The 20,283-nt window shown below is 70.5% G+C and carries 19 protein-coding genes and 1 tRNA gene; 13 read left to right on the top strand and 7 right to left on the bottom strand.

The features are described 5' to 3' along the window. The first annotated feature begins 168 nt into the window (after window positions 1–168). Both ACFY04_RS16220 and ACFY04_RS16215 read left to right on the top strand, forming a co-directional pair. A tRNA-Cys gene (locus tag ACFY04_RS16220) sits at window positions 169–244 on the top strand. Then, window positions 244–2,187: a hypothetical protein gene (locus ACFY04_RS16215; protein WP_389117135.1), complete on the top strand. Its 1,944-nt coding sequence runs from the start codon at window positions 244–246 to the stop codon at window positions 2,185–2,187. Before ACFY04_RS16220 ends, ACFY04_RS16215 begins: the two co-directional genes overlap by 1 nt. Here ACFY04_RS16215 and ACFY04_RS16210 read toward each other — a convergent pair whose 3' ends face one another. Beyond that, window positions 2,188–2,976, bottom strand: a complete 789-nt coding sequence (locus ACFY04_RS16210) for a hypothetical protein (RefSeq protein WP_389117133.1) — start codon at window positions 2,974–2,976, stop codon at window positions 2,188–2,190. Between the two features lie 222 nt (window positions 2,977–3,198). On the opposite strand from ACFY04_RS16210, the gene ACFY04_RS16205 reads away from it, so the two are divergent. Beyond that, entirely contained in the window at window positions 3,199–3,489 is a 291-nt protein-coding gene (locus ACFY04_RS16205; RefSeq protein WP_389117132.1) for a hypothetical protein, read from the top strand. Between the two features lie 190 nt (window positions 3,490–3,679). Here ACFY04_RS16205 and ACFY04_RS16200 read toward each other — a convergent pair whose 3' ends face one another. Beyond that, on the bottom strand, window positions 3,680–5,065 hold the full coding sequence (locus ACFY04_RS16200; RefSeq protein ID WP_389117130.1) for a serine hydrolase domain-containing protein: 1,386 nt from the start codon (window positions 5,063–5,065) through the stop codon (window positions 3,680–3,682). 255 nt (window positions 5,066–5,320) lie between these two features. On the opposite strand from ACFY04_RS16200, the gene ACFY04_RS16195 reads away from it, so the two are divergent. After that, window positions 5,321–6,385 (top strand): AraC family transcriptional regulator ligand-binding domain-containing protein, encoded by a 1,065-nt coding sequence (locus tag ACFY04_RS16195; protein ID WP_389117128.1) that lies wholly within the window; start codon window positions 5,321–5,323, stop codon window positions 6,383–6,385. Window positions 6,386–6,407: 22 nt separating this feature from the next. Here ACFY04_RS16195 and ACFY04_RS16190 read toward each other — a convergent pair whose 3' ends face one another. Further along, entirely contained in the window at window positions 6,408–6,773 is a 366-nt protein-coding gene (locus ACFY04_RS16190) for a hypothetical protein (RefSeq protein WP_389117126.1), read from the bottom strand. 189 nt (window positions 6,774–6,962) lie between these two features. On the opposite strand from ACFY04_RS16190, the gene ACFY04_RS16185 reads away from it, so the two are divergent. Continuing rightward, window positions 6,963–7,433: a universal stress protein gene (locus tag ACFY04_RS16185; RefSeq protein WP_389117125.1), complete on the top strand. Its 471-nt coding sequence runs from the start codon at window positions 6,963–6,965 to the stop codon at window positions 7,431–7,433. Window positions 7,434–8,169: 736 nt separating this feature from the next. Next, a complete protein-coding gene (locus ACFY04_RS16180) occupies window positions 8,170–8,703 on the top strand; it encodes an NUDIX hydrolase (RefSeq protein ID WP_389117124.1) in 534 nt (177 codons plus the stop codon). Here ACFY04_RS16180 and ACFY04_RS16175 read toward each other — a convergent pair. After that, window positions 8,673–10,031 carry a hypothetical protein gene (locus ACFY04_RS16175; protein ID WP_389117122.1) on the bottom strand — a complete coding sequence of 453 codons (1,359 nt, stop codon included), beginning with the start codon at window positions 10,029–10,031 and terminating at the stop codon, window positions 8,673–8,675. The genes ACFY04_RS16180 and ACFY04_RS16175 overlap by 31 nt on opposite strands. A 745-nt stretch (window positions 10,032–10,776) precedes the next feature. Here ACFY04_RS16175 and ACFY04_RS16170 point away from each other — a divergent pair. The 3 genes from ACFY04_RS16170 (at window position 10,777) to ACFY04_RS16160 (ending at window position 13,013) form a co-directional block, all read left to right on the top strand. Then, a complete protein-coding gene (locus ACFY04_RS16170; RefSeq protein WP_188268456.1) occupies window positions 10,777–10,932 on the top strand; it encodes a hypothetical protein in 156 nt (51 codons plus the stop codon). 90 nt (window positions 10,933–11,022) lie between these two features. Beyond that, a complete protein-coding gene (locus ACFY04_RS16165) occupies window positions 11,023–12,234 on the top strand; it encodes a JmjC domain-containing protein (RefSeq protein ID WP_389117120.1) in 1,212 nt (403 codons plus the stop codon). Then, entirely contained in the window at window positions 12,168–13,013 is an 846-nt protein-coding gene (locus ACFY04_RS16160; RefSeq protein ID WP_389117119.1) for an aldo/keto reductase, read from the top strand. Before ACFY04_RS16165 ends, ACFY04_RS16160 begins: the two co-directional genes overlap by 67 nt. Here the strand turns inward: ACFY04_RS16160 and ACFY04_RS16155 are convergent. Then, complete coding sequence (locus ACFY04_RS16155; RefSeq protein WP_389117118.1) at window positions 13,004–13,861, bottom strand: hypothetical protein; 858 nt, start codon at window positions 13,859–13,861, stop codon at window positions 13,004–13,006. The genes ACFY04_RS16160 and ACFY04_RS16155 overlap by 10 nt on opposite strands. 198 nt (window positions 13,862–14,059) lie before the next feature. Here ACFY04_RS16155 and ACFY04_RS16150 point away from each other — a divergent pair, with 198 nt between their 5' ends. The 3 genes from ACFY04_RS16150 (at window position 14,060) to ACFY04_RS16140 (ending at window position 16,477) form a co-directional block, all read left to right on the top strand. Beyond that, on the top strand, window positions 14,060–14,365 hold the full coding sequence (locus ACFY04_RS16150) for a hypothetical protein (protein ID WP_389117117.1): 306 nt from the start codon (window positions 14,060–14,062) through the stop codon (window positions 14,363–14,365). 147 nt (window positions 14,366–14,512) lie between these two features. Next, window positions 14,513–15,097, top strand: a complete 585-nt coding sequence (locus tag ACFY04_RS16145; protein ID WP_389117116.1) for a hypothetical protein — start codon at window positions 14,513–14,515, stop codon at window positions 15,095–15,097. A gap of 1,089 nt (window positions 15,098–16,186) precedes the next feature. Beyond that, window positions 16,187–16,477 (top strand): hypothetical protein, encoded by a 291-nt coding sequence (locus ACFY04_RS16140; protein ID WP_389117114.1) that lies wholly within the window; start codon window positions 16,187–16,189, stop codon window positions 16,475–16,477. A gap of 65 nt (window positions 16,478–16,542) precedes the next feature. Here the strand turns inward: ACFY04_RS16140 and ACFY04_RS16135 are convergent, their stop codons facing one another. Both ACFY04_RS16135 and ACFY04_RS16130 read right to left on the bottom strand, forming a co-directional pair. Beyond that, window positions 16,543–17,520, bottom strand: a complete 978-nt coding sequence (locus tag ACFY04_RS16135; protein ID WP_389117113.1) for a serine/threonine dehydratase — start codon at window positions 17,518–17,520, stop codon at window positions 16,543–16,545. Window positions 17,521–17,534: 14 nt separating this feature from the next. Then, window positions 17,535–18,209: a TetR/AcrR family transcriptional regulator gene (locus tag ACFY04_RS16130; RefSeq protein WP_389117111.1), complete on the bottom strand. Its 675-nt coding sequence runs from the start codon at window positions 18,207–18,209 to the stop codon at window positions 17,535–17,537. 156 nt (window positions 18,210–18,365) lie between these two features. Here ACFY04_RS16130 and ACFY04_RS16125 point away from each other — a divergent pair, with 156 nt between their 5' ends. After that, window positions 18,366–20,042: a ricin-type beta-trefoil lectin domain protein gene (locus tag ACFY04_RS16125; RefSeq protein WP_389117110.1), complete on the top strand. Its 1,677-nt coding sequence runs from the start codon at window positions 18,366–18,368 to the stop codon at window positions 20,040–20,042. The last annotated feature ends 241 nt before the right edge of the window (window positions 20,043–20,283 follow it).

Here is a 20,283-nt window from a genome sequence, read left to right as displayed (position 1 = left end):
ACGAAGCCGCTTGCGCGTCAAAGTTTGACTTCTTATCGATGGTTCATGACAGGTCTCCACTAATGCGCTTTACCCGCACCTCGCGAAACCGCTTTAGCCGGTGCCCGCGGCGACGCGCACGGAGCCGGGTTGTGCGAGTGAGGGACGCCCGTCTAGATTCCCCTCGAACGGCGTGTAGCTCAGTAGCCAGAGCACCGACCTGCACAGTCGGAGGGCGCAGGGGCAGGACCTGCCACGCCGGCCATGGACAGGAACACCGGAAATCAGCTCCCGGCCTTCGGACTCCCCGCCTCGGGGCTCTCCACCGCCGGACTCTTCGACCACTGCCTCACCGACGAGGGCCTCGCCCGGCTCTGGTCGCTGCTCGACAGCGGGCGCTACGAGGTGCGCGCGCCGGAGGAGGCCGCGCTGCTCTGCGTGGCGTGGCTGGTGCGTGCCGGGGAGACCGGAGCGGCGGCCGCCCTCGTCGAGGAGATACGGCCCTTCGCCGGCGAGGTGCGGTTCGCGCCGCACCCCGCGGACCGGCCCGTACCCGGCGCGGACGCCGTGCACGTGCGCACCGTCGGCGAGGTCGCCGGGACGCTCGCGCGCCGCGCGCCCCGTCCCGGCATCGAGGCGCAGCACGAGGCGCTGACCGTCTGGCGGCCCTTCGAGGACGAGCTGCTCGACCACTGGCTGCGCGTCGGCGCGGACGCCGAGCAGCGCGCCGGGGCGGGCGCGGGGCAGAACGCCGGGGCGGGCGCGGGGCAGAACGCCGGGGCGGTCGCGGGGCAGGACGCCGGGGCGGTCGCGGGGCAGGACGCCAGGGCGGGCGCCGGTGAGGGTGCCGCCCTGCTCGCGCGGTACCGGCGGCTCGCGGCCGCGCACACCCGCTGCACCAAGCACCTCGACCCCAAGTCCAATCCGGCCGTCCTGCGCCGCGCGCTGGAGGAGAGGGCCGCCGGGCGCGAGCTGTCGCCCCGCCTCGCCGGACTGCTGCGCCGTGCCGTCGCCTCGATGGTCGCCAAACGGGGCCGGCCCGGCTCCGCCGAACACACCCGGCTGCGCCGGGCCCAGGCCCGGCAGACGGACCGGACCGCGCACCACGACCTGGCCGCTCTCGTGCTGCGCCGGCTCGCCCCGCTCGATGTGAGCCGGGGGCTGGAGGACGTCGGACCGCTGATCGGCCCGGTGACCGCCGAGGAGGCCGGGACGTCCGGGCTGCCCGCCGGAACCGCCGTCCCGGCATCGGTACGGGCCGCGGTCACCGCGGCGCGCAGCGCGCCCCTGGACACGCTGCTGGAGCACGGACTGATCCCCTCCGCCGAGGTACTGGGCGAGGTGGCGGAACAGTTGATCACCACGCACACCGCCCGGGGATACGCCGACGCGTCGCTGCGCACACTGATCGCGGCGACCTACCGGGCCCGGCGCGGTCGCCGGTACCCGTTGTGGTGGACCCCGGAGCACCATGCCCGGATCACCGGGCTGCCCTGGGTCCGCGCGGTCGCCCCCTGGGCCTCGGACCCGGTGGAGCAGGCCCGTTCGACCCTGCGGATGCTCGGCGAGGCCTGCGTGCGGGCCTTCCCGGGCACCGGGCTGCCCAACCTGCACGTACGGGTGCTGTCCCAGCTCGCGCAGCTCGCCGGGCTGCCCGTGCCGTTCGCCGCGGAGCCACTGGCCGACGCGTACAGCGGGATGGCCGACCCCGCCGTCCTCGCGGCCGCGCGGACCGCCGCCGGGCTGCTGCGCGGCACGGTGTACGAGCGCTACCACGGCATCGACTACGCGGCGGTGCGGGAGCTGGCGGACGCCCAGGACCGGTACGGCTTCGCCCAGTTGTGCGCCGAGCGTGCCGGGCGCCCGGGGCAGCCGCTGGCGAGCGACCCGGCGGTCATCGGACAGGCCCGGATCCTCACCACTTCGAACCTCGCCACCCTGGTCGTGCACGCGGGTGTCACCCCGCGGGGCGGCTGGGAGGGCGCGGCCCGGGGCGCGTTCGCCGCCGCGACCGGCCCCGCGGCCACCGCGAAGAGCACCGCGTGCGCCTGGCGGCAGCTGCTGTTCCACCTCGCGCTGTGCGACGCGGACGAGCAGGCCCGCGTACTCACCTGGATCGACGTGCGGGCCGCCCGGCTCCCGGCACGCGCCGCCGCGCGGATCGCGCTGCCCCTGGCCGGCCTCCGCCTCGCCGCCGCCGGGCGGTAGTCACTTGGGCTTGTTGCGGTAGATGCGGCGGCCGGCCAGGTGCGTGGCCACCGTCTCGCCCCGCCAGAGTTTCCGGTCGCCGTCCATCTCGTCCGGGGCGGGCCACCGTCCGCGGCTGATGTCCGACCGGATGCTGTCGGGCTGCAGGCCGGACGCCTCGGCGATCTCGACGACGGTGTAACGGCGGGACGGTTCGAGCGCGGTGGCTTCCCGGGTGTGGTGCTCGCCGAAGAAGCGGGCGATGGCCTCCGGGTCGAACTCGATGGTCCTGCCGCGCTTGCCGATGGCGGCGGGCCACCCGGGGTGCCGTCCCCATCGGGGATTCTCCGACAGGTAGCGGGCGCTCATGCCGTAGTGCTCGGCTATCTCGGTGTAGGTGACGCCCGTGCGGCCCTCGGGAGGTACGGGGCCGCCGTTCGACGTGCGGGAGACGGCGCCGGCCGACCGGGTCCGCTCACCGGTGTGCGGCTCCGGCGGGAGCCGGCCCGAGCGGGCCTCGCCGACGGTGAGGACGACCGTACGGCCGTCCGGGTCGGTCAGCGTGTGCCGGCCCGGCGGCAGGAACCCGGCGCCGTTCGGCGGGGCGGTGAGGCCGAGGCGCAGGTACCCGGTCTCGGGGCGGCCCGTGGCCGGGTAGAGCTCCAGAACGCCGCCGTCGGCGAGCGTCGCCGCGTAGTGCTCCGGCCCCTTCCCGTGCCGCTCGCGCACGAGGTCGAGGCCGATGCCCCCGTAGAAGTCGCGGCAGGCACCGAGCCGGGTCGTGTAGATGACAGCAAGTTCGAGGATCACGCTGGCGCTCCTGGTGTGTGATGACTGCGGGCCGGCGGCCGTCCCCCTCGATCCGCTCCTCGCAACGGAGTGACCGCCTCGGGCACTTGACCGCCGCGTTGTCGCGCGGCATCCCGAACACCTCGCCCTGGGCGCTCACTTGGGCCTCCTCCCACACGGCGCGACACGCGCCGACAGGGAAGGTCATCTTAAATTCCTACCACGCCTGCGTACGCTGTCCCCATGACCGACACCATCCCTTCCGACCAGCACGTGCACGATGACCTGCGCATCTTGACCGTCGAGTACCTGAGCGCGGTCCGGGCGCGCCTGGCCGGCATCGAGACCCCCGTCGCGCGGGAACGGGCCGCACGGCTGTTCACCGATCAGCTGCTGCCCGATGTGGCGAAGACGGTCAAGAACATCCGCACCGCCGCCGTGGGCGAGCTGCGTCAGGGGCGCACCCTCAGGGAAGTGTCGGAACTGATAGGGCTGTCCGTGCCCAGGGTCGACCAACTGCTCAAGGGGAAGTGAGGAGTTGGCGTACACCCTCTGATGAGGCTCGCCGCGATCACCTCGACTGTGCCGATCCCCGGGCGCCGGCCGCCTTCTGCGCGCGGGCCACCGGGTTCGATCCGCACCCCGGGGCGGACACCGATTTCGCCGGACTCACGCGGTCTTCGGGGCGGCGCGCGTGCCCACGTACCCGCACGGGGGTGCCGAGTCAGCCGGCGTCCGCCCTGGGTGCGCAGCGCATGCCGATGTAGCAGCAGGGGGTGCCGTCCACGAGGGTGGCGAAGACGACGGGCATCCAGTCCCCGCTGAAGGAGGGGCCCGCGCCGGAGGCGGCGAAGACCGTGGCGCTGAGCGGCGTGAGGTCCATCTCCAGCGGCGGCGAGAAGTCCCGCATCCCGTCGGCGAACTCGTACAGCAGGTGGGGGGCGCCGTCGGGCCGCACGCTGACGGTGATGACCACCCCTTCCCTGCGGTAGGTGCCGACCAGCGGGACCATGTCGACGACCGGGGGCCGCGCGGGCGGAGCGAAGGCGGGCGGCATGTGGACCCCGCCGAGGTCGCGGAGCAGTTCCCGCATCAGGTCGGCGTAGAGGAAGCGGGAGGCGCCCCCGTTGGTGAGCAGGACGACGATGAGATCGGCGCCGGGGACCACGCGCACATAGCCGTACTGGCCGATCGAGGCGCCGTCGTGGCCGTAGCCTGGGACCCCGTTCCAGTCGTAGAGCGACCAGCCCAGCCCCCAGCCGTCCGCGCTCACCGTCCACTTGTCGGGTACGTCGACCGCCCACCGCTGCATCTCCGCGACGGCCCGGGCGCCGAGGATCTGGGTGCCGTCCGGGGCGGAGCCGCCGTCGAGGTGCAGCTTGGCCAGCCGGAGCACGTCCGCGGCGGTGGCCAGGACGCGTCCGTACGGCCCCGCCGAACGGGGCATCATGTCCCAGGCCGGCGCCGGCTCCGGGTCCGGCCCCTCGCCCGGAAGGTGACCCATCGCGGTACGGAAGGCCAGCGCCTCCTCGGGCAGGGTCATGGTATGGGTCAGGCTCAGGGGTGCGACGAGCCGCTCCTTGAGGGCCTGGTCCCAGGTGCGTCCGGTGAGGAACTCGACGATGCGGCCGAGGATGTTGTAGCCGACGCTGCTGTAGGAGACCGCGGTGCCGGGCGGACAGTCCAGTGCGACGGTCCGGGCGGCCGCCACGTACTTGGCCAGACAGTCGTCCCCGCGGCCGCTGTCGTAGGTGAAGTCGCAGGTCAGGCCGCTGGTGTGACTGAGGAGCTGGCGGGTGGTGATCGTCTTGGTGGCCTCCGGGTCGGCCACGGAGAACTCCGGGAGCACCTCGATCACGGGCGCGTCGAGGTCCAGTTCGCCCGCGGCGGCGAGCTGCATGACCAGGGTCGCCGTGTAGAGCTTCGCTATCGATCCGAGCTGGAACACCGAGTCGGTGGTCGCCTCCACCCCGGTGCCACGGTGCAGGACGCCGCTGGCCAGCTCATGGATCTTCCCGTCGGCGAACACGGCGAGGGTGGCGCCGGGAACGTGATGGGCGGCGCGCAGTGCGTCGAGGCGGCTCTGCCAGTGGGCCGGGGAGAACGTCACATCGGTTCCTTCGACTCGGTGGTCCCGTACGGATCGCCGCACGCTCCTTGATCCACATACCGGGATCCACGCCAACGTAGGCCGGTCCCCAAGGCGTTGATAAGGACCCGCACGCGCCAACGAGGGGACCCTCGGCGCCACCGGCGAACACCGCGCGCCGGGAGGGAAACGTTCGCGCCACCAGGGGACCTGGCCCGCCAAAGCGGGGACCTGACACGCCAGTTCGAGTGACCGGCTGGTAGCGTCGACCGTCCTATGCGCTCTCCCGGCACCGACGGCACCGTCTCCGTCCACCTCGCGCGGTTCGTCGTCGACGCCTTGCACCGGTCAGGTGTGGGCCTGGGCAGGGTCGCCCGGTTACCGGACCTCGGACCCGAGGTGCTCGGCAACGATCTGGCCCGGGTCTCGACCGCGTCGGCACTGGCCGTGTGGGAGCAGCTGACGCTCGCGGAGCCGGGTACGGCCATCGGCGCGCTGATCACCGCCGAGGCGCCGATCGGTACGTTCGGCCTGTGGGACTACCTGGTGAGCACCGGGCCCAGCCTTCGGGAGACCCTGAAGCAGGCGGTGGAGTACAACGCCGTCGTCGGCGACGCGGCCCAGGAGAAGCTCCTCGTCGAGGAGGACGGACGGTCCTTCACCATCCGTCACGCGACGGGCAGCTGGGGTCCCGATGTGGTGGAGGCGATCGACTTCTTCGCCCTGGGCATGTTCCTGACCCGGGCCCGGGCCGCCACCGGGCGGCCCGTCGTCCCGCTGCGCGTCTCCGTGACGCACGGCGCGTCCGGCCGCTTCCGGCAGCTGGCGGAGTTCTTCGGGACCACCCGCATCGACTTCGGCGCCGCGTACAACTCGATCACCTTCCACGACAACGACGTGCGCGCACCGCTGCCCAAGGCGCAGCCGGGGCTGGACCGCATCCTGGCGCAGCACGCGGCGCTGACGATCGCGTCCGCGCAGCCGGCCCTGCTCTGGCAGGACCGCTTCCGGATGGTCCTCGACTCCGCCTTCCGGGAGGACACCGTGACCCTGGAGCATGTGGCGCAGCGGCTGGCGATGAGCCCGCGCACCCTCCAGCGACGCCTGGGCGAGCACGGCACGACCTGGCGCGAGGAGGTCGAGGCCGTGCGCCAGGAGCACACCATGGAGCTCCTGCGCGCCACCGACCTGCCGCTCCGCTCGGTCGCGGCCCGGGTCGGCTACAGCGACATGCGCGCGCTGCGCCGGGCGGTGCGCCGCTGGGAGGGGCGGGCGCCTCGCGACATCCGCAACGAAGCGGGCATCGCGGCAGCGCCGATGGCCGCCGACGCGGGCAACTGACCCGCGCCGACGGCCGGTCGGGTCACTTCATGGGGTACCGGGCCTTCTCCGCGAGCTTGCCGTCCTTGAAGCAGAAGCGGAGCACGGTCTCTTCGCCGTTCTCGGCCTCGCCGTTGGATATGTACCAGGAGCAGGCGCTGCCCTCGGGCTCGGCCGGTCCGCCCTCCTTGAGGGCGCTCTTGACGAAGCTGTCGCCGGACGGGAGCTTGCCGCGGACCTCGCTCTCCGCGTCCCCGGTCTTCACGGCCTCGTAGACCGCAGGGTCGACCAGGGTCTTGTCGGCCATCTCAAGGACCTTCCCCATGCCGAAGACCAGTGCCATGAGGAGGCCCACGCCGAGTACCAGCGCCACCCCGCACCCGATCAGACAACCCTTGCGCTGAGCCACGCCCGTTCCTCCATGCCGTTCGTGTCCGGCGGCGGTCGCCTGGACACTCACACCCTCGCAAGGGGCGTCGGCCGCGGGCTGTCCTCGAAAGTCGTCGGTCGTCGCAACGATCGTCGTTCGAGGTCGGAGCCACCGCTGCGTGTATACAGGGAGGAGATCGACCATCCGGACGAAGCGAGAGGAACCACCGTGAGCAAGCCCACCATCGAGCCCCTGATCGTCGTCGGCGTGGACGGGTCGAACCATTCCAAGGAGGCGCTGCGCTGGGCGGTCGCGCAGGCGGCGATGACCGGCGGCCGGGTACACGCCGTCATGGCCTGGGAGTGGAACCGCAATCCGTTCGCCATCAGCCCGATGGCCACCGAGACCGCCGACGCGGAGGCGGTGACGGCCGAGGAGGCCGCCCGCCGGAAGCTGGCGGACACGGTCGCCGCGGCCGTCGGCACCTCGCCCGGCGTACCGGTGTTCCGGCGCGTCGAGCAGGGGTCCCCGGCGCAGGTCCTGGTCGACGCCTCGAAGGAGGCGGACCTGACGGTGGTCGGCACCCGCGGGTACGGGGGCTTCAAGGGCGCGCTGCTGGGGTCGGTGAGCCAGCAGGTCGTGCAGTACTCCGCCGGCACGGTCGTGATCGTCCGCGAGGGCGCGGACGAGAACGACTGACGGCCCGCCGACCGCTCAAAGGGGCGGCGATGGTGGGGCGACCACTGCGAGCTCTGCCCCGGTGATCTGCTGGTCCAGCTGAACGGTGCTGCCGACCCTGTGAAGATCACCGCTCTGCTCAAGCGGTACAGGAGCTCTTGGAGCGAGAGCGAACGACTGAGCTGGAGGTCAGGGACTTGTGAATACCCGTACAGGACCATGGGGACCTTCGCGGCGCCCGCCTGCTGGTCAAGTGCCAGGGCCTTTTCACGGTGAGGCTTGCACGCTGCCTCTCGCCGGCGTTCCTCCCATGCCGACCAGCTACAAGAAGCCATACCGGCCAGCATCGCCAGCGTCACGGCGCCAAGCCCCATGATGGTCGCGAGGCCCTGCCGCCGCTCCTTCCGCTCCAACTGGGCACGCCTGTCTCGTGCAGCTTCGGCAGAGGCTTCGCGCTCGGCCTCTGTCAGGTGATGCCGACAGGCTGCGCCTCTCACCTGAGGAAGCCGACACGGCGTCCCCTTCTGGGTGAGGCGGCCACAGCGTGGCGCTTTGGCGCGTATCCGGGAGCGGATTCCTCTGCTGGGCACGCCTCGCATGGTGAACCATCAGCTCCACCCTCCACAGGGCCTCGACGGCGACCGTAGCCCTGCAGGGCCCTGTCCATATTCGTCACTGTGACGTGAATTTCCCTGAACCAGGCTGCTATTCAATCCGGCTCTGCGATGCTGGAAGCCGATCGAGAGGGGCCGCAGCGATGCAGTGGAAGATCCACGGGGAACGTCCGATCTACGAAAACAAGTGGGTGAACCTGTGGCTCACCGACGTGGAGACGCCGGACGGACACCGCTGGGAACACCACGTCGTCAGACTCCGCCACCTAGCCGTGGCTGCTGTCGTCAATGACCGCCAAGAGGTCTTGATGATGTGGCGTCACCGCTTCATCACGGACGCGTGGGCTTGGGAGCTGCCCATGGGCCTGGTGGAGGCGGACGAGACGCCCGGCGAGGCTGCCGCCCGTGAAGTCCTCGAAGAGACCGGCTGGCGTCCGGGCCCGATGAATCCGCTGATCTACGCCGAACCGGCGAACGGCATCACGGACTCCCAGCACCACCTGTTCCGCGCGGACGGCGCCACGTACGACGGGCCGCCGACTGAGAAGAACGAGTCGGACCGGGTCGAGTGGATCCCGCTGGCGAACATCCGAGGCATGATCGACCGCCGCGAGATCGTCAGCAGCGGCTCCCTCGTCGGACTCCTCTACGTCCTGATGGATGAAGGGGTTCGCTGACCCTGGGAGGGAAGCATCGCTCGTAGACGTGCCTCGAAGACAACCGCGGCCGGCACCTCGCGATGGGGCGCAAGCTGCTCGTAGAACTCGCGAAGGTGCCCGGCCACCCGCGCGGACGACACCGCAGAGGCAGGCACCAGGGCCTCTATCGCCGTGTGGCACGCCTGGTCGAGCTTGCCCCGTTGGAGCTGCGTGCGGGCCAGCCACAAGGCATGGAACGCCCTGCCTCGCTGGTTCGCGGGGTCTTCCCGCGCCAGCGCATCCGCGATCAGCGGTTCGGCGATCGCCCCCTCGCCGAGACGACCGTGCGCGATGCCCGTGTCCACGATGAGCTTCGGCTCATCGAAGTACGTCACCCATGCCGGGTCCGGGTCGTCCTCGTGGATGCGCTCGAACTGACTGTGAGCCTCGGAGATCGCGTGATGCGTCGCCTTCCGGTCCCCCAGGGTCGCATGGGCGAAGGCTTCGCGCAGGGCCAGCATCGCCCGCACTCTCGGCGTCGCCCCGCTGGCGGCTCGGGCCTGGTCCTGGGCAGCCGACACCAGTGCAAGTGCGTCCGCCGGCTTGTCCTGGTAGGTCGCTTGCAGGCTTATGCAGGCCAGCACGTTGGCCATGAACGGATGGTCGTCAATCTCTCTGGCCAGTTGCAGGGCCTCCGAGAAGTACGCGCGGGCCTGCTGGTACTGCCGGGCGTCGAAGTACGTCCAACCCGTCAGCCGCGCCAGCTCTGCCGCGATGCCGTACAAGCCGTGCTGTATCGGCGTGGGCCGCTGGTCCTTCAACAGCCCCTCGACGTATCGCAGCTGGCCGACAACGGCCGGTCGAAGGGTCTCTCCTCCGTGCTCGTCGTCGCGTCGCCAGTAGTCCTCAATCGAGGACCGGAGCGCCTGGAGAGTGGAAGGGCTCGGTTTCGTCCCAGCAGCCAAGGCCAGGATGCTGTCGACCTCCACCCCGGGTAAGGCCGCAAGCGGCCTGAGCCCGGAGGGCGGGTGCACCGAGTCCGGTGGCTCTCGCTCTGCCACGGCAAGCACCACCGGCGTTTCCCACTCCCGTCGGGCAAGCCCGAGCATGTGCCCCGGGATGCGCAACCCGTCGGCAATCCGCTCGATCACGTCCATGTGGAGAAGCTGCCGCTGGCCCGCGATCACTTCCCCCACCCGGCTCGGAGTCAGCTCACACTGGCGTGCGATCACCGACGGGTAGATGCCTGCACGACCCTTGACCAGGCGAAAGACCCTCGCGAAGTCGCGCACGCGGCACGCGCCGATCATCTCGGCATCGGTGAGCAGACTTGCCGGTAGTTCCTTCGTGCGACGTGACTCGGGCATCGGGCACGCTCCGGAGGAAGACTACGGATCGTTTCAAGGGCTCAACGGATTGTGATGTTACCCAAGTTGGGTATTCCGCTGGGCCTTTCTGGCGCGTCGTCCCGATCGCGATCCTTCTGGACATGGCGAAGCGACCGAGGACGACCGCCTTGAACGATTCGGCGGGCACTCCTGATACAGAGCGAACGGCCCTCGGGAGATCCCCTGGCCTGGGCATAGAACCCCGCGTCCTCATGAACATCCGGGTATCTCGGGACTCGGGCCGGACGTGGTCGCCAGGCACGCGGGGCCTGGAAGGCGACCCGTTCGACATCCTCTCCAACCCCGGCCGCTACCCCCCGTGCGAGTGCCCCCGCTGTGGCGGTACGTCGGCGTCCGCCGGTGCCCTTCGGCCGGCATCCACCACGCCGGGGGCGGCGTAGTGACCACTTCCCGACAGTGAATGCCCCTTTGGAGCGGGATTCCCGGATACGTGGTCGAGCTCGGTCGGCCTGGCGCCAACGACTCGCCGTGCTCCTCTACGCCGCTGCCGTCATCGTCCTGGTGGTCACCCTGGCCATCGCTGGTGATCCCGGCCACTGACCTGTATCAGGCTTCCGGCTCAAATCCCGAGTTCGCTCGATCCGTGGCCTCGCGCCACCCCTGTCTCCTCACCGGACCGGCAACAACAGGGCTGGTGAGGCACGCCCCATCGGGGCTGGGCCAGCATCCGTCGGTCCTGGACTTCCAGGAAACGGAGACACACATGGCAGCGCAGAAGGAAGACCTCCTGATCGGCGTCGAGAGCCTGATCAGGGTCCAGGACCGCTTCACAGCCGCGGCGGCGGAGTCCGACTCCACCGGCACCTCCGCGGGCGACGACGGCGAGAACCGCGACGGCCTGAACCTCCCGCAGGAGTAACGCCACCAGCACGCCACAGCACCAACCGGGGGCTCGTCATCCACGGCGGGTCCCCGGCCCTCACTCCCATGACGCAGACCGGAGGAACACGTGGACCACCACTTCGTCACCGCGATCGAGAAGGCCCTCGGCTGGGACGGCCCCAGGGAACTCGGAGCCGCTTTCGCCCGGGGAACGATCGAGGATCTCGATCTGCTCGATCGCCTGCTCAACCCCAAGAAGTTGCTGGACTTGGTGATGCGCCGCAGCGTCACCACCCCCCAGTTCCGTATCTTCCAGGACGGCGCCGAACTGCACCCCGGCCGCTACATCCACCCCTCCGTCACCCGGCGGGGGCAGGCCATCCCCATGGCCGACATGTACAAGGTCGGCGCGCTGATGCGTGAGGGCTGCACCATGGTTCTGGACGAGGTCGACTTCTTCGACCCGGCCATGGAAGCCACCTGCCGCGCGCTCCAGTGGTGGGCCCGTGAGCTGGTGCAGGTCAACGCCTACCTGACCACCCAGGACGCCAGCGGCTTCAAGCTCCACTGGGACGATCACGACGTCGTGATCGTCCAGCTCGCCGGCCGCAAGAGCTGGGAAGTCCGCGGTACCTCGCGCAAGGCTCCGATGTACCGCGACTCCGCCCCCAACTCCGAGCCCAGCGACGAGATCGTGTGGCAGGGCGTCATGGAGCCCGGCGACGTGATGCACATCCCCCGCGGCTACTGGCACCAGGCCACCCGGGATAACCAGGGCGACGGCTACAGCCTGCACGCCACCTTCGGGATCGTGAAGCGCGTCGGAGTGAACTGGCTGGCCTGGCTCGCCGACCAAGCCCGCACGCAGGAGCTGTTCCGGTACGACCTGGACCGATGGAACTCCCCCGACCAGTGGGAGGGACAGCAGCGGCTCCTGGCCGACGCCGTCGCCGAGATGACTACGAAGCTGACCCCGCAGGACTTCTTCGATGCCCGGGAGCGGGAACGCCTGGCCGCCCGGCATGTCCCGGCCACCGGCCTGTTCGGCAAACCCGCGGCCGTCGTGTGCGTCACCGACTTCGAGCCCGTGATCGAGCAGCACACCGACACCGTGGACGTGCTCGCGGCAGGCAAGAGGCTCTCCTTCTCCGGCAAGGCGTACCCCGCGCTCGTCCTGCTGCTGAGCGGCCACCCCGTCAACATCGCCGACGCCGCCGAGAAGACCGGCCTGGACGTGGAACAGCTCGCCGAGATCCTGCTGAAGGAGGAACTGTGCACAGAGCTGACCCCCGCCTTGTCCTCGGCTTACACCGGTCTCGTCACCACCGCGACATCCTGACGGCCGCACTCGACCTCGGCGTCACGGCCCTGGACACCGCGGCTGCCTACCTCGGCTTCCGCTCGCACGCGGTTCTGGCCGAGACGGCTGCTGATCTGCTGCCGAAGTTCACCCTCTCCACGAAGGTGGGCTTCTTCCCGGGCGCCGGAAGCGCTCAACACTCCCTCGATCCGAGCCGGCTGCGCCCTGCCATCGAGAAGGCGGCCCGGGAATTCGGCAGGGAACCTGACACCGTGCTCCTCCACAACCCCGAACGGAGCCTCACGAGCCTGTCCCCGGCCGATGGCCACGCCCTCCTCGGCAGCGCTTGCACCGCCATGGTCGACGCGGCCCGCGACGGCCTGTGCCACACCTGGGGCGTGTCTTCCTGGGACACCCGGCCGCTCGGCATGGCCAGGGTGAATGACCTGCCGTCTCCGGACGTCCTCATGATCCGGGCCGGGTTCCTCGTGGGCATCGACCTCCTCGACGCCACCACCGTCCTGCGCACCGCCTGGAAGGTAGGGGAGACCTGGGGCATGAGCCCCTTCGGTGGCGACCACAGCAACTTGTGGGAGGAGTTCGACCCTCGGCCGTTCCTGCAACCGCCTCACAGGGATCTATCCCACACACAGGCGGCGTTCCGGACCGCGTTCCACCTGCCCAGCGCCTCCGCCATGGCGGTCGGCACCGACGACCCCGGACACCTGGCCCAGTTGGTCCAGGCCCTGGGCGCCAAGGTGGACACCTTCGCCGTCAGCCAATATCTCCGCAGCCTCCACTTACACCGTCAGAGCTGAAGCTCGGCCACCAGACGCCGGGCCGCCTTCCGGGCCGGAACCAGCAGCGGATCATCCTCGTACGCGTGGGGGCCGACGATCTTCGACAAGAAGAACAGCGACATCAGCTTGCCGTCCCGGCTCTCCAAGTCCGCACGCCGCTCCTGCTGGATGCGGTCCGCGAGCGCCGGGACGGCCAGCGCGTTGCCCCATAGGGTTGCGGCGTCCAGGCCCCGGGGCGCCATGCCCCAGTCCTCCCAATCGATGATGGAGAACTCCGGTCCCATCACGTTGGCCCAGGTCAGATCCGCATGAGCCGGCGCCCACCGCTCGATCCGCGTATCGACAATGCCGGGGAAGACCGCCCCGAGGGCCTGGGTCACCTGCTCCTGAGTGATCGTCACCGTGTCCGGTGTCGCGATCCGCGGCGTCTGCTGTGAGGCAAGCGCGTCCAGCGAAGTGTTCAGCGCCTCCCACCACACGTCCGGCAGGCCCGGGTCTTCGAGCAGCAGGGCGCCCTTGCCGACAGACGGCGACGCAATCAGCTCCAGCTCATCCGCGCGCCACATCACCGGCTCGCCGGGCTCGCGCCACGCCAGTCCCTGGTACCACTCGGGCATCGCGACGCCTTGCAGGACGGCGGCGGCCTCGGTCCCGTTCCATCCCTGCGGGCCGATCCGCTCGAATCCCCGCCGCTCGATCCGCACCCAGGTCCCCCGCTCCGTACGCCCCCCCAAGGAACGGCGCTTGCGAACCAGCGCCTCCCGAACCAACCGCACGTGGAGGGCCTCTTCCACGCGCTTCAGCACGACTTCCACCGGCTGACGCCGTAGATCCACCTGGGCAGCCACGGGCAGGGATCCATTCATCACGACCTCCTCGGCGAGCGGATGACCGTAGCAGGAAGAGGCTCACCGACACGATTCCTCCGTCAACATGGGACACGTCAACTTGCGCTTTGTCGTTGGCCGTTGCGAGAACGACCCCGCCTCGCCCACGCCGGTGGCCGGAGCGGCTTTGGCCGGTGTCCTGTTCGGGTTGGGGCCGGGCATGTTCATGGAGAGTCCGTGGACATCTCGGCTCTGAACACCCCGACGGTCATGCAGTGCGCCTTGGACGCGCTTGCCAGCAAGATGGATGGTTCGGCTGCGGCGGACAACACGGTGAACCGCAGGGTGCCAGTGTTCAGCAACTGCCTGCGCTACGCCGTCGAGCTGGACCGGCTGCCCTCGCTGCCCCTGGCCAAGGCGGACTGGACGCCGCCCGAGACGGACGACGAGATCGACTTCCGATACGTCCCCGGCCCGGCTGGTCCGTCTGATCGGCGACCACATCGAGGACTTCGGCACCGCCAAGGAAGGCCGTCTCCTTGATGCGGCTCGTGGCGGCGGCCTGCTGAGCAAGGAGTACGGCCACGTAGGGGCCGCCACAGCGTCGTCACCCTGCTCCGCATTCGGAGGCTTCCCTTCTGTTTCCGGAAGCGAGACCCGTCCAGGGCTGCTTGCCTGCATTCTGCGTTCATGGACGAAGGACTTGTAGCACTCATCACCGCAGGTGTGGGGCTCCTGGGTGGGATCAGCGGTGCCGCCATCGGTGGCAGGGCTGCCGTAAGGGGCGCACGCCTCGGGGCAGAGACGACGGCACGGGCCACCGCCAGGCAAGTACATGATCAAGCAACGATCAACCATGAGCATTGGCTCCGCGGGCAACGCCTGGATTCCTGCCGTGCCTTACTCGCCGCGTACGACAGGTACGCGATAGCTGCGTCAGCCATCACCCGGGCGTTGGAGGGCGAGACCCGGGCGTCAGGTGAGATGAGAGTAGCGATCGGGCAAGCTGTCTCCGACATCAGGAACAGCTACTTCCAAGTCCGGCTGCTGGTCTCCGAGGACATCCTTCAGCCCGCCCGCGCTCTCCGGCTCCAGGTGGAGGACCACAATGAGTGCTTGGACCGCTGGCTGGACGCATTCCTGGCCATGGACGGCCAGCGGATGGCCGCTGAGCAAGCTGAAGAGGACCGACTCTGCACGCAGCTTGGCCACCTCCATGGCGAACTGGTGGAGGCTGCGCGACGCGCGATTGCCGAGCGACCGACAACAAGATGATCACCACGTCCGACAAGCCCCAGAGTATTCCCATCTCCGCATCAGTGCAGGTCAGAGCCCTGCAGTCTGGTGGACCACGGTCCACGCCTGGTCCACAAACAATGTTCCAAGGGGGTACAGGGGCGATTCAAGGTGAGACAGGGCCCATGACGAAGGGATGTCCCTCACTTGGGACACCTGTTCCGATCAGCTCGTTGTCTGACCTGCGGCGGTGGGTGGGATTTGAACCCACGATGACTCGCGCTACGGCTGAGCCCACCCATCGAGATTCCACAGGCCGCGCGCAGTTACCGGTCAGCCTAGGGCGGAGAACGGCGCAGACGATGGACGCCAAGGCGAACCGCATGACCCTCCCGGGGCACGATTTCACTGGCCAGGGGCCAAATGACGACCGTGAGACCGGTGATTCCCAGGCCCAGAGCGCAGAGCCACCTTCACTTCTGCGGAGGTCTTCTCGCATGCGGAGGCGCAGCGCGGCGAGGGCATCGTCGTAGCTGCGGCGCCCCGCCAAGTAGGCCGGCTCGGTGACCAATACACCCTCCATCACGAGGTCGCGGAGGTCGCGCAGCTGACGGAACGCGTCTTCGGAGGCATCTACCACCCGGGTAGGTGCCGTGATGGTCATCTGGTACCGCAACCCGATACATGGTCCGAACGCTGCTCGGGCGGTGGTGCGTCGTGCAGGAATCGGCATGTCCGGATCCCGGGCCACGTTGCCAGAGGTGTGACGGGCCTCGGAGAGACATGCCAGGTACTCCCCGTACAAGGTGCGCCGCGTCTGCGTTTCACGGTCCAGACGCTCTCGCTGCCATCGGTGCCTGTCGAGCAGCATGGCGGATCCGGTGGCGATCACAGCGCCAACCATGGTGCTGATCAGGGTGACCCACTGCATGGTCCGACGGTATCCACGGCAGGGCGCACCCGACCAGGGTTTCTCACGGCAGATCGGTCGCCCAAGGGGAGCCCTGCCCACGGCGGCCGATTCGTGATCTGTGGCGACCACGGCACAATCAAATCCCTGACCTCGCAGAACGGGTGAGACGCACGGGGCCTCCGGAGCCGCGTGTGGGAAGCGGCATGATGTCCGGCATGACCTTCGAACCCAGCGGCGCACCCATCGAGAGCACTCACGTCACGGTCCTGACCGACGGTGCGGCACAGGTCTTCACGTGGGAGGAGGATGCGCGGATCGAGGTACGGAACCTTGGCAGAGAGATCGTCATCGAGGCGAATGCTGCTGGGCTCAGGACACTGGCCGGCCATCTGCTCGTGCTGGCCGGGGAAGGCGTTCCCGATGGAAGCCATCTCCACCTTGAGGACGGCAACGGCCTGGAGGACGGGTCCGTCGGATTGGTTCTGGAGCGCAGCGACGCCGAGTGATGCGGGGCGCCTCCACCAGCGGCGGACCTCACGCCCCTGCCGGAGCGGCGGGAACGGCAGTCCGGCTACCGCGAACCGTGGTGCGTCTCATGCTGTTCAGCCTGTTCCACCAGGTCCCGGGGGTCCGTGTTGGCACCGCAGAGGATGACGGCGACCCGGTCGCCCAGCGGCTGCGGCGCCGTGCGCAGTGCCGCCGCGGCGGTGGCCGCGCCCGCCTCGACCACGATCCGGTGCTCCTCCCAGAGCGCGCGCCGGGCGGCCGTGATCTCGGTGTCGGACACGAGGACCGACGTCACGTTCTTCTCCTGCGCCGCGGCCAGCGCGTCCGCCGAGACCCGGGTGGCCCCCAGGGAATCGGCGGCGACGGATTCCACGGCCACGTCCACGACCCGGCCCGCCGCCAGGGCCGCGTTCAGGGCCCGGCAGTTCTCCGGCTCGACCGCGACCACCCGTACGCCGTGTTCGCGCGCGGCCGTGGCGACCCCGGCGAACAGTCCGCCGCCGCCGACCGCGACGACCACCGTGTCCAGCCCGGGCAGGGCGGCCCGGATCTCCTCCAGCAGGGTTCCGGCGCCCGCGGCGATGAGCGGGTGGTCGTAGGCGTGGCTGCTCAGCGCCCCGCTCTCGGCGGCGAACTCCTCGCAGGCGGCCAGTGCCTGGGCGTACCGGTCGCCGACGAGCCGCACCTCGGACCCGTACCCGCGCAGCCGTTCCACCTTCACCCGCGGGGCGTTGGCGGGCAGGAACACGGTCGCGGGCACGGACAGCGCGCGGGCCGCCCAGGCGCAGGCGAGCCCGGCGTTGCCGCCGGAGGCGATGGTGACTCCGGCGGCCGGGAGGGCGCCGGCCTCGTGGTGGGCGGCGAGGAAGTTGCGGGCGCCGCGTGCCTTGAAGGAGCCGGTGTGCTGGAGGTACTCCAGCGCGTACCAGACCCCCGCTTCGGCCGCGGGCGCCACCGTGACGGGGCGTATCGCGCCCGCGATCCGGGCGGCGGCGGCGCGGACGGACGCGTGGTCGAGCTGCTGGGCCGGTGCTGCGTGCATGGACGGTCTCCCCATCAGGTGCGGGTGGTGGACCGGGCGGGCCGGGTGGGCCGGGCCGGCCGGGCGGCTTCGATCAGCTGGCGCAGGGCCACGTAGTAGACCTCGTGGTCCGTCAGGGCGGGCAGTACGTCGGGCAGTCCGCCCGCGAGCACGGGGAACTCCCCGGGATCCAGCGCGGCCAGGGCCGCCCGCGAGGCGGCGGTGGCCGCGGCCGGATCCCGGTGGTCGACGAAGGCCGCGCTGCCCAGGGTGAGCAGGTACATGCGGCGGTAGACGGTCATCGCCTCGGCGGCGGTCATCCCGGCGGCCATGCTGTCGGCGAGGGCGGGCTCGACGAGCCGGGCCAGCAGCTGCCGCCCGAGCCAGGGCCGGCTGCCGCGCAGCACCAGCAGTCCGGGGTGGGCGGTGAGCAGCAGGTACAGGGCGCGGAACCGCTGTTCGGTGGCCTGCGCCCAGTCCGTGCCGGCGGGGATCTCCGGGAGCTGCCCGGCGAGGTGCTCGGTGCACAGGTCGAGCAGGCCGGCGAGGTCGGTGCAGCGGCGCTGGACGGTGGCGTGGGAGACCTCCAGCCGGTCGGCGAGGGTGCGGAAGCTCAGGTGGCCGGGCCCTTGCTCGTCGAGGATCCGCAGGGCGGCGACGGCGATGGCCTCCGGGGTCGCACGGTCCAGGGCTGCTGATCTTCGCGGCATGAGATACACCGTAACATACGATGTATCTGCACTTTCGTGTGACACCGATTGCAGCCATATTGCTGGTCATCGGCCGACAATCAGCGACTTGTGTTGACAGTGGGTAATCGCCTCGCTGCACTGGGCGCACGACTGACCCCACGTCAAGGAGACTCCGTGCCGCCTCGCCTGCGTGCAACGCTCCCCTGCCTGACCGCGGCCGCCCTGTTCGCCCTCGCGCTCTCCCCCGCCCCGGTGGCGGCCGAGCCCCGGGCGACCTCGGACACCCCGCTCGCGCTCACCCCTCCCATGGGCTGGAACAACTGGGCGCACTACATGTGCGACATCAACGAGGCCAAGGTGGTGGCCAACGCCGACGCGCTCGTGTCCACCGGGCTCGCCGCCAAGGGCTACGACACGGTGACCGTCGACGACTGCTGGATGACCAAGAGCCGCGACGCGCAGGGCAGTCTGGTCGTCGACACGGCGAAGTTCCCGCACGGCATGGCCTGGCTCGGCGAGTATCTGCACGCCAAGGGCCTGAAGTTCGGCATCTACCAGGACGCGGGCTCCCTCACCTGCGAGAAGTACCCGGGCAGCGGCGCCCCCCAGGGCGGCGGCGCGGACCACTACGCGCAGGACGCCCGGCAGTTCGCCTCCTGGGAGGTGGACTACGTCAAGATGGACGGCTGCAACCTCTGGGTCCCGGAGGGCGCGACCAAGGAGGAGGCGTACCGCGACGCCTACAACGCCGTCGCGAAGGCCCTGCGGGAGAGCGGCCGGGACATGGTCCTGTCGGCCTCCGCGCCCGCCTACTTCCAGCAGGGCGAGTGGGGCGGCTCCGACTGGCACAAGGTCCTCGGCTGGGTCGGCGAGACCGGCCAGCTGTGGCGCGAGGGCAAGGACATCAAGGTCTACAACCCGGCCGCACCCGCCACGTCGCGGTGGAGCGCGGTGCTGGGCAACTACGGCTACAACCGCTGGCTCGGCCGGTACGCGGGCCCCGGCAACTGGAACGACCCCGACTTCCTGATCGCGGGCGCCCCCGGGCTCACGGCCACCGAGAGCCGCAGCCAGGTCGCCCTGTGGGCCATGATGGCGTCCCCCTTCATCCTGTCGTCCGACGTCTCGAAGCTGACCCCGGCGGGCCTCGCGGCCCTCGGCAACACGCGGATGATCGAACTGGACCAGGACCCGATGGGCCGTCAGGGCTCCGTGGTCTCCTCCAACGCCACCTTCGAGATCCTGGTACGGCCGCTCGCGAACGGCGACCGCGCGGTGGCCGTGCTCAACCGCTCCGCCGCCACCCGGGACATCAACGTGCCGCTCGACGAGATCGGCCTGACCGACTGCACCGCCGGCGCCCGGGACCTGTGGACCGGCACGAGCCGCGACGTCACCGAGACGCTGACCGGCAAGGTGGCCGGGCACGACACCGGGGTCTGGCGGCTCAGCCCGCGCGGCTGCGCCGAGGCCGTGCCGACCGGGCAGATCGTCGGTGACGGCGCCCGTTGCGCCGACGGCGCCAACACCACCGGCGTCGGCGCCGTGGTGATGGCCGCCTGCACCGGAGCCCCCGACCAGCGGTGGACCGTGGGCAAGGACGCGACCCTGCGGCTGGCCGGCGAGTGCCTGTCGGCGGGTGAGGACCGCATCGTGGAACTGGCCGACTGCTCGAACCGTCCGGAGGAGCAGCCCGGCCAGAGCTGGTCGCAGCGCCGCGGCGGATCCCTCGTCGAGGAGGTCAGCGGGATGTGCCTGACGGCTCCCGCGGCCGCCGCCCCGGCCGAGCGGCTGCGGCTGACCGACTGCGGCGACCACCGGGTCGACCAGGCCTGGGCCCTGCCGGTCTGACGGCCGGGCGAACGGATGAGGAACCCGACGCATCACAGCGGGCGCAGGCACAGGACCCGGCGCCCGCTCGCCCTCGCCGCTCTTCCCGCGGCGCTGCTGGCGCTGATCTGCGCGGGCCCCGCGCCCCGGGGCCCCCCCCCCCGCGGGGGGCCCCCCGCACGGGCCGACGGGACGACGGACCCCCACCCCGGTGCCACCCGGGGTCCGGTCCGGGCCCCCCCCATCGCCACACCCCCCGCCG

Source organism: Streptomyces sp. NPDC001549 (assembly GCF_042894025.1).
Classification (GTDB): domain Bacteria; phylum Actinomycetota; class Actinomycetes; order Streptomycetales; family Streptomycetaceae; genus Streptomyces; species Streptomyces kutzneri.
Note: the sequence above shows the minus strand (reverse complement) of the source record. Positions and strands in the feature narration are given on the sequence as shown.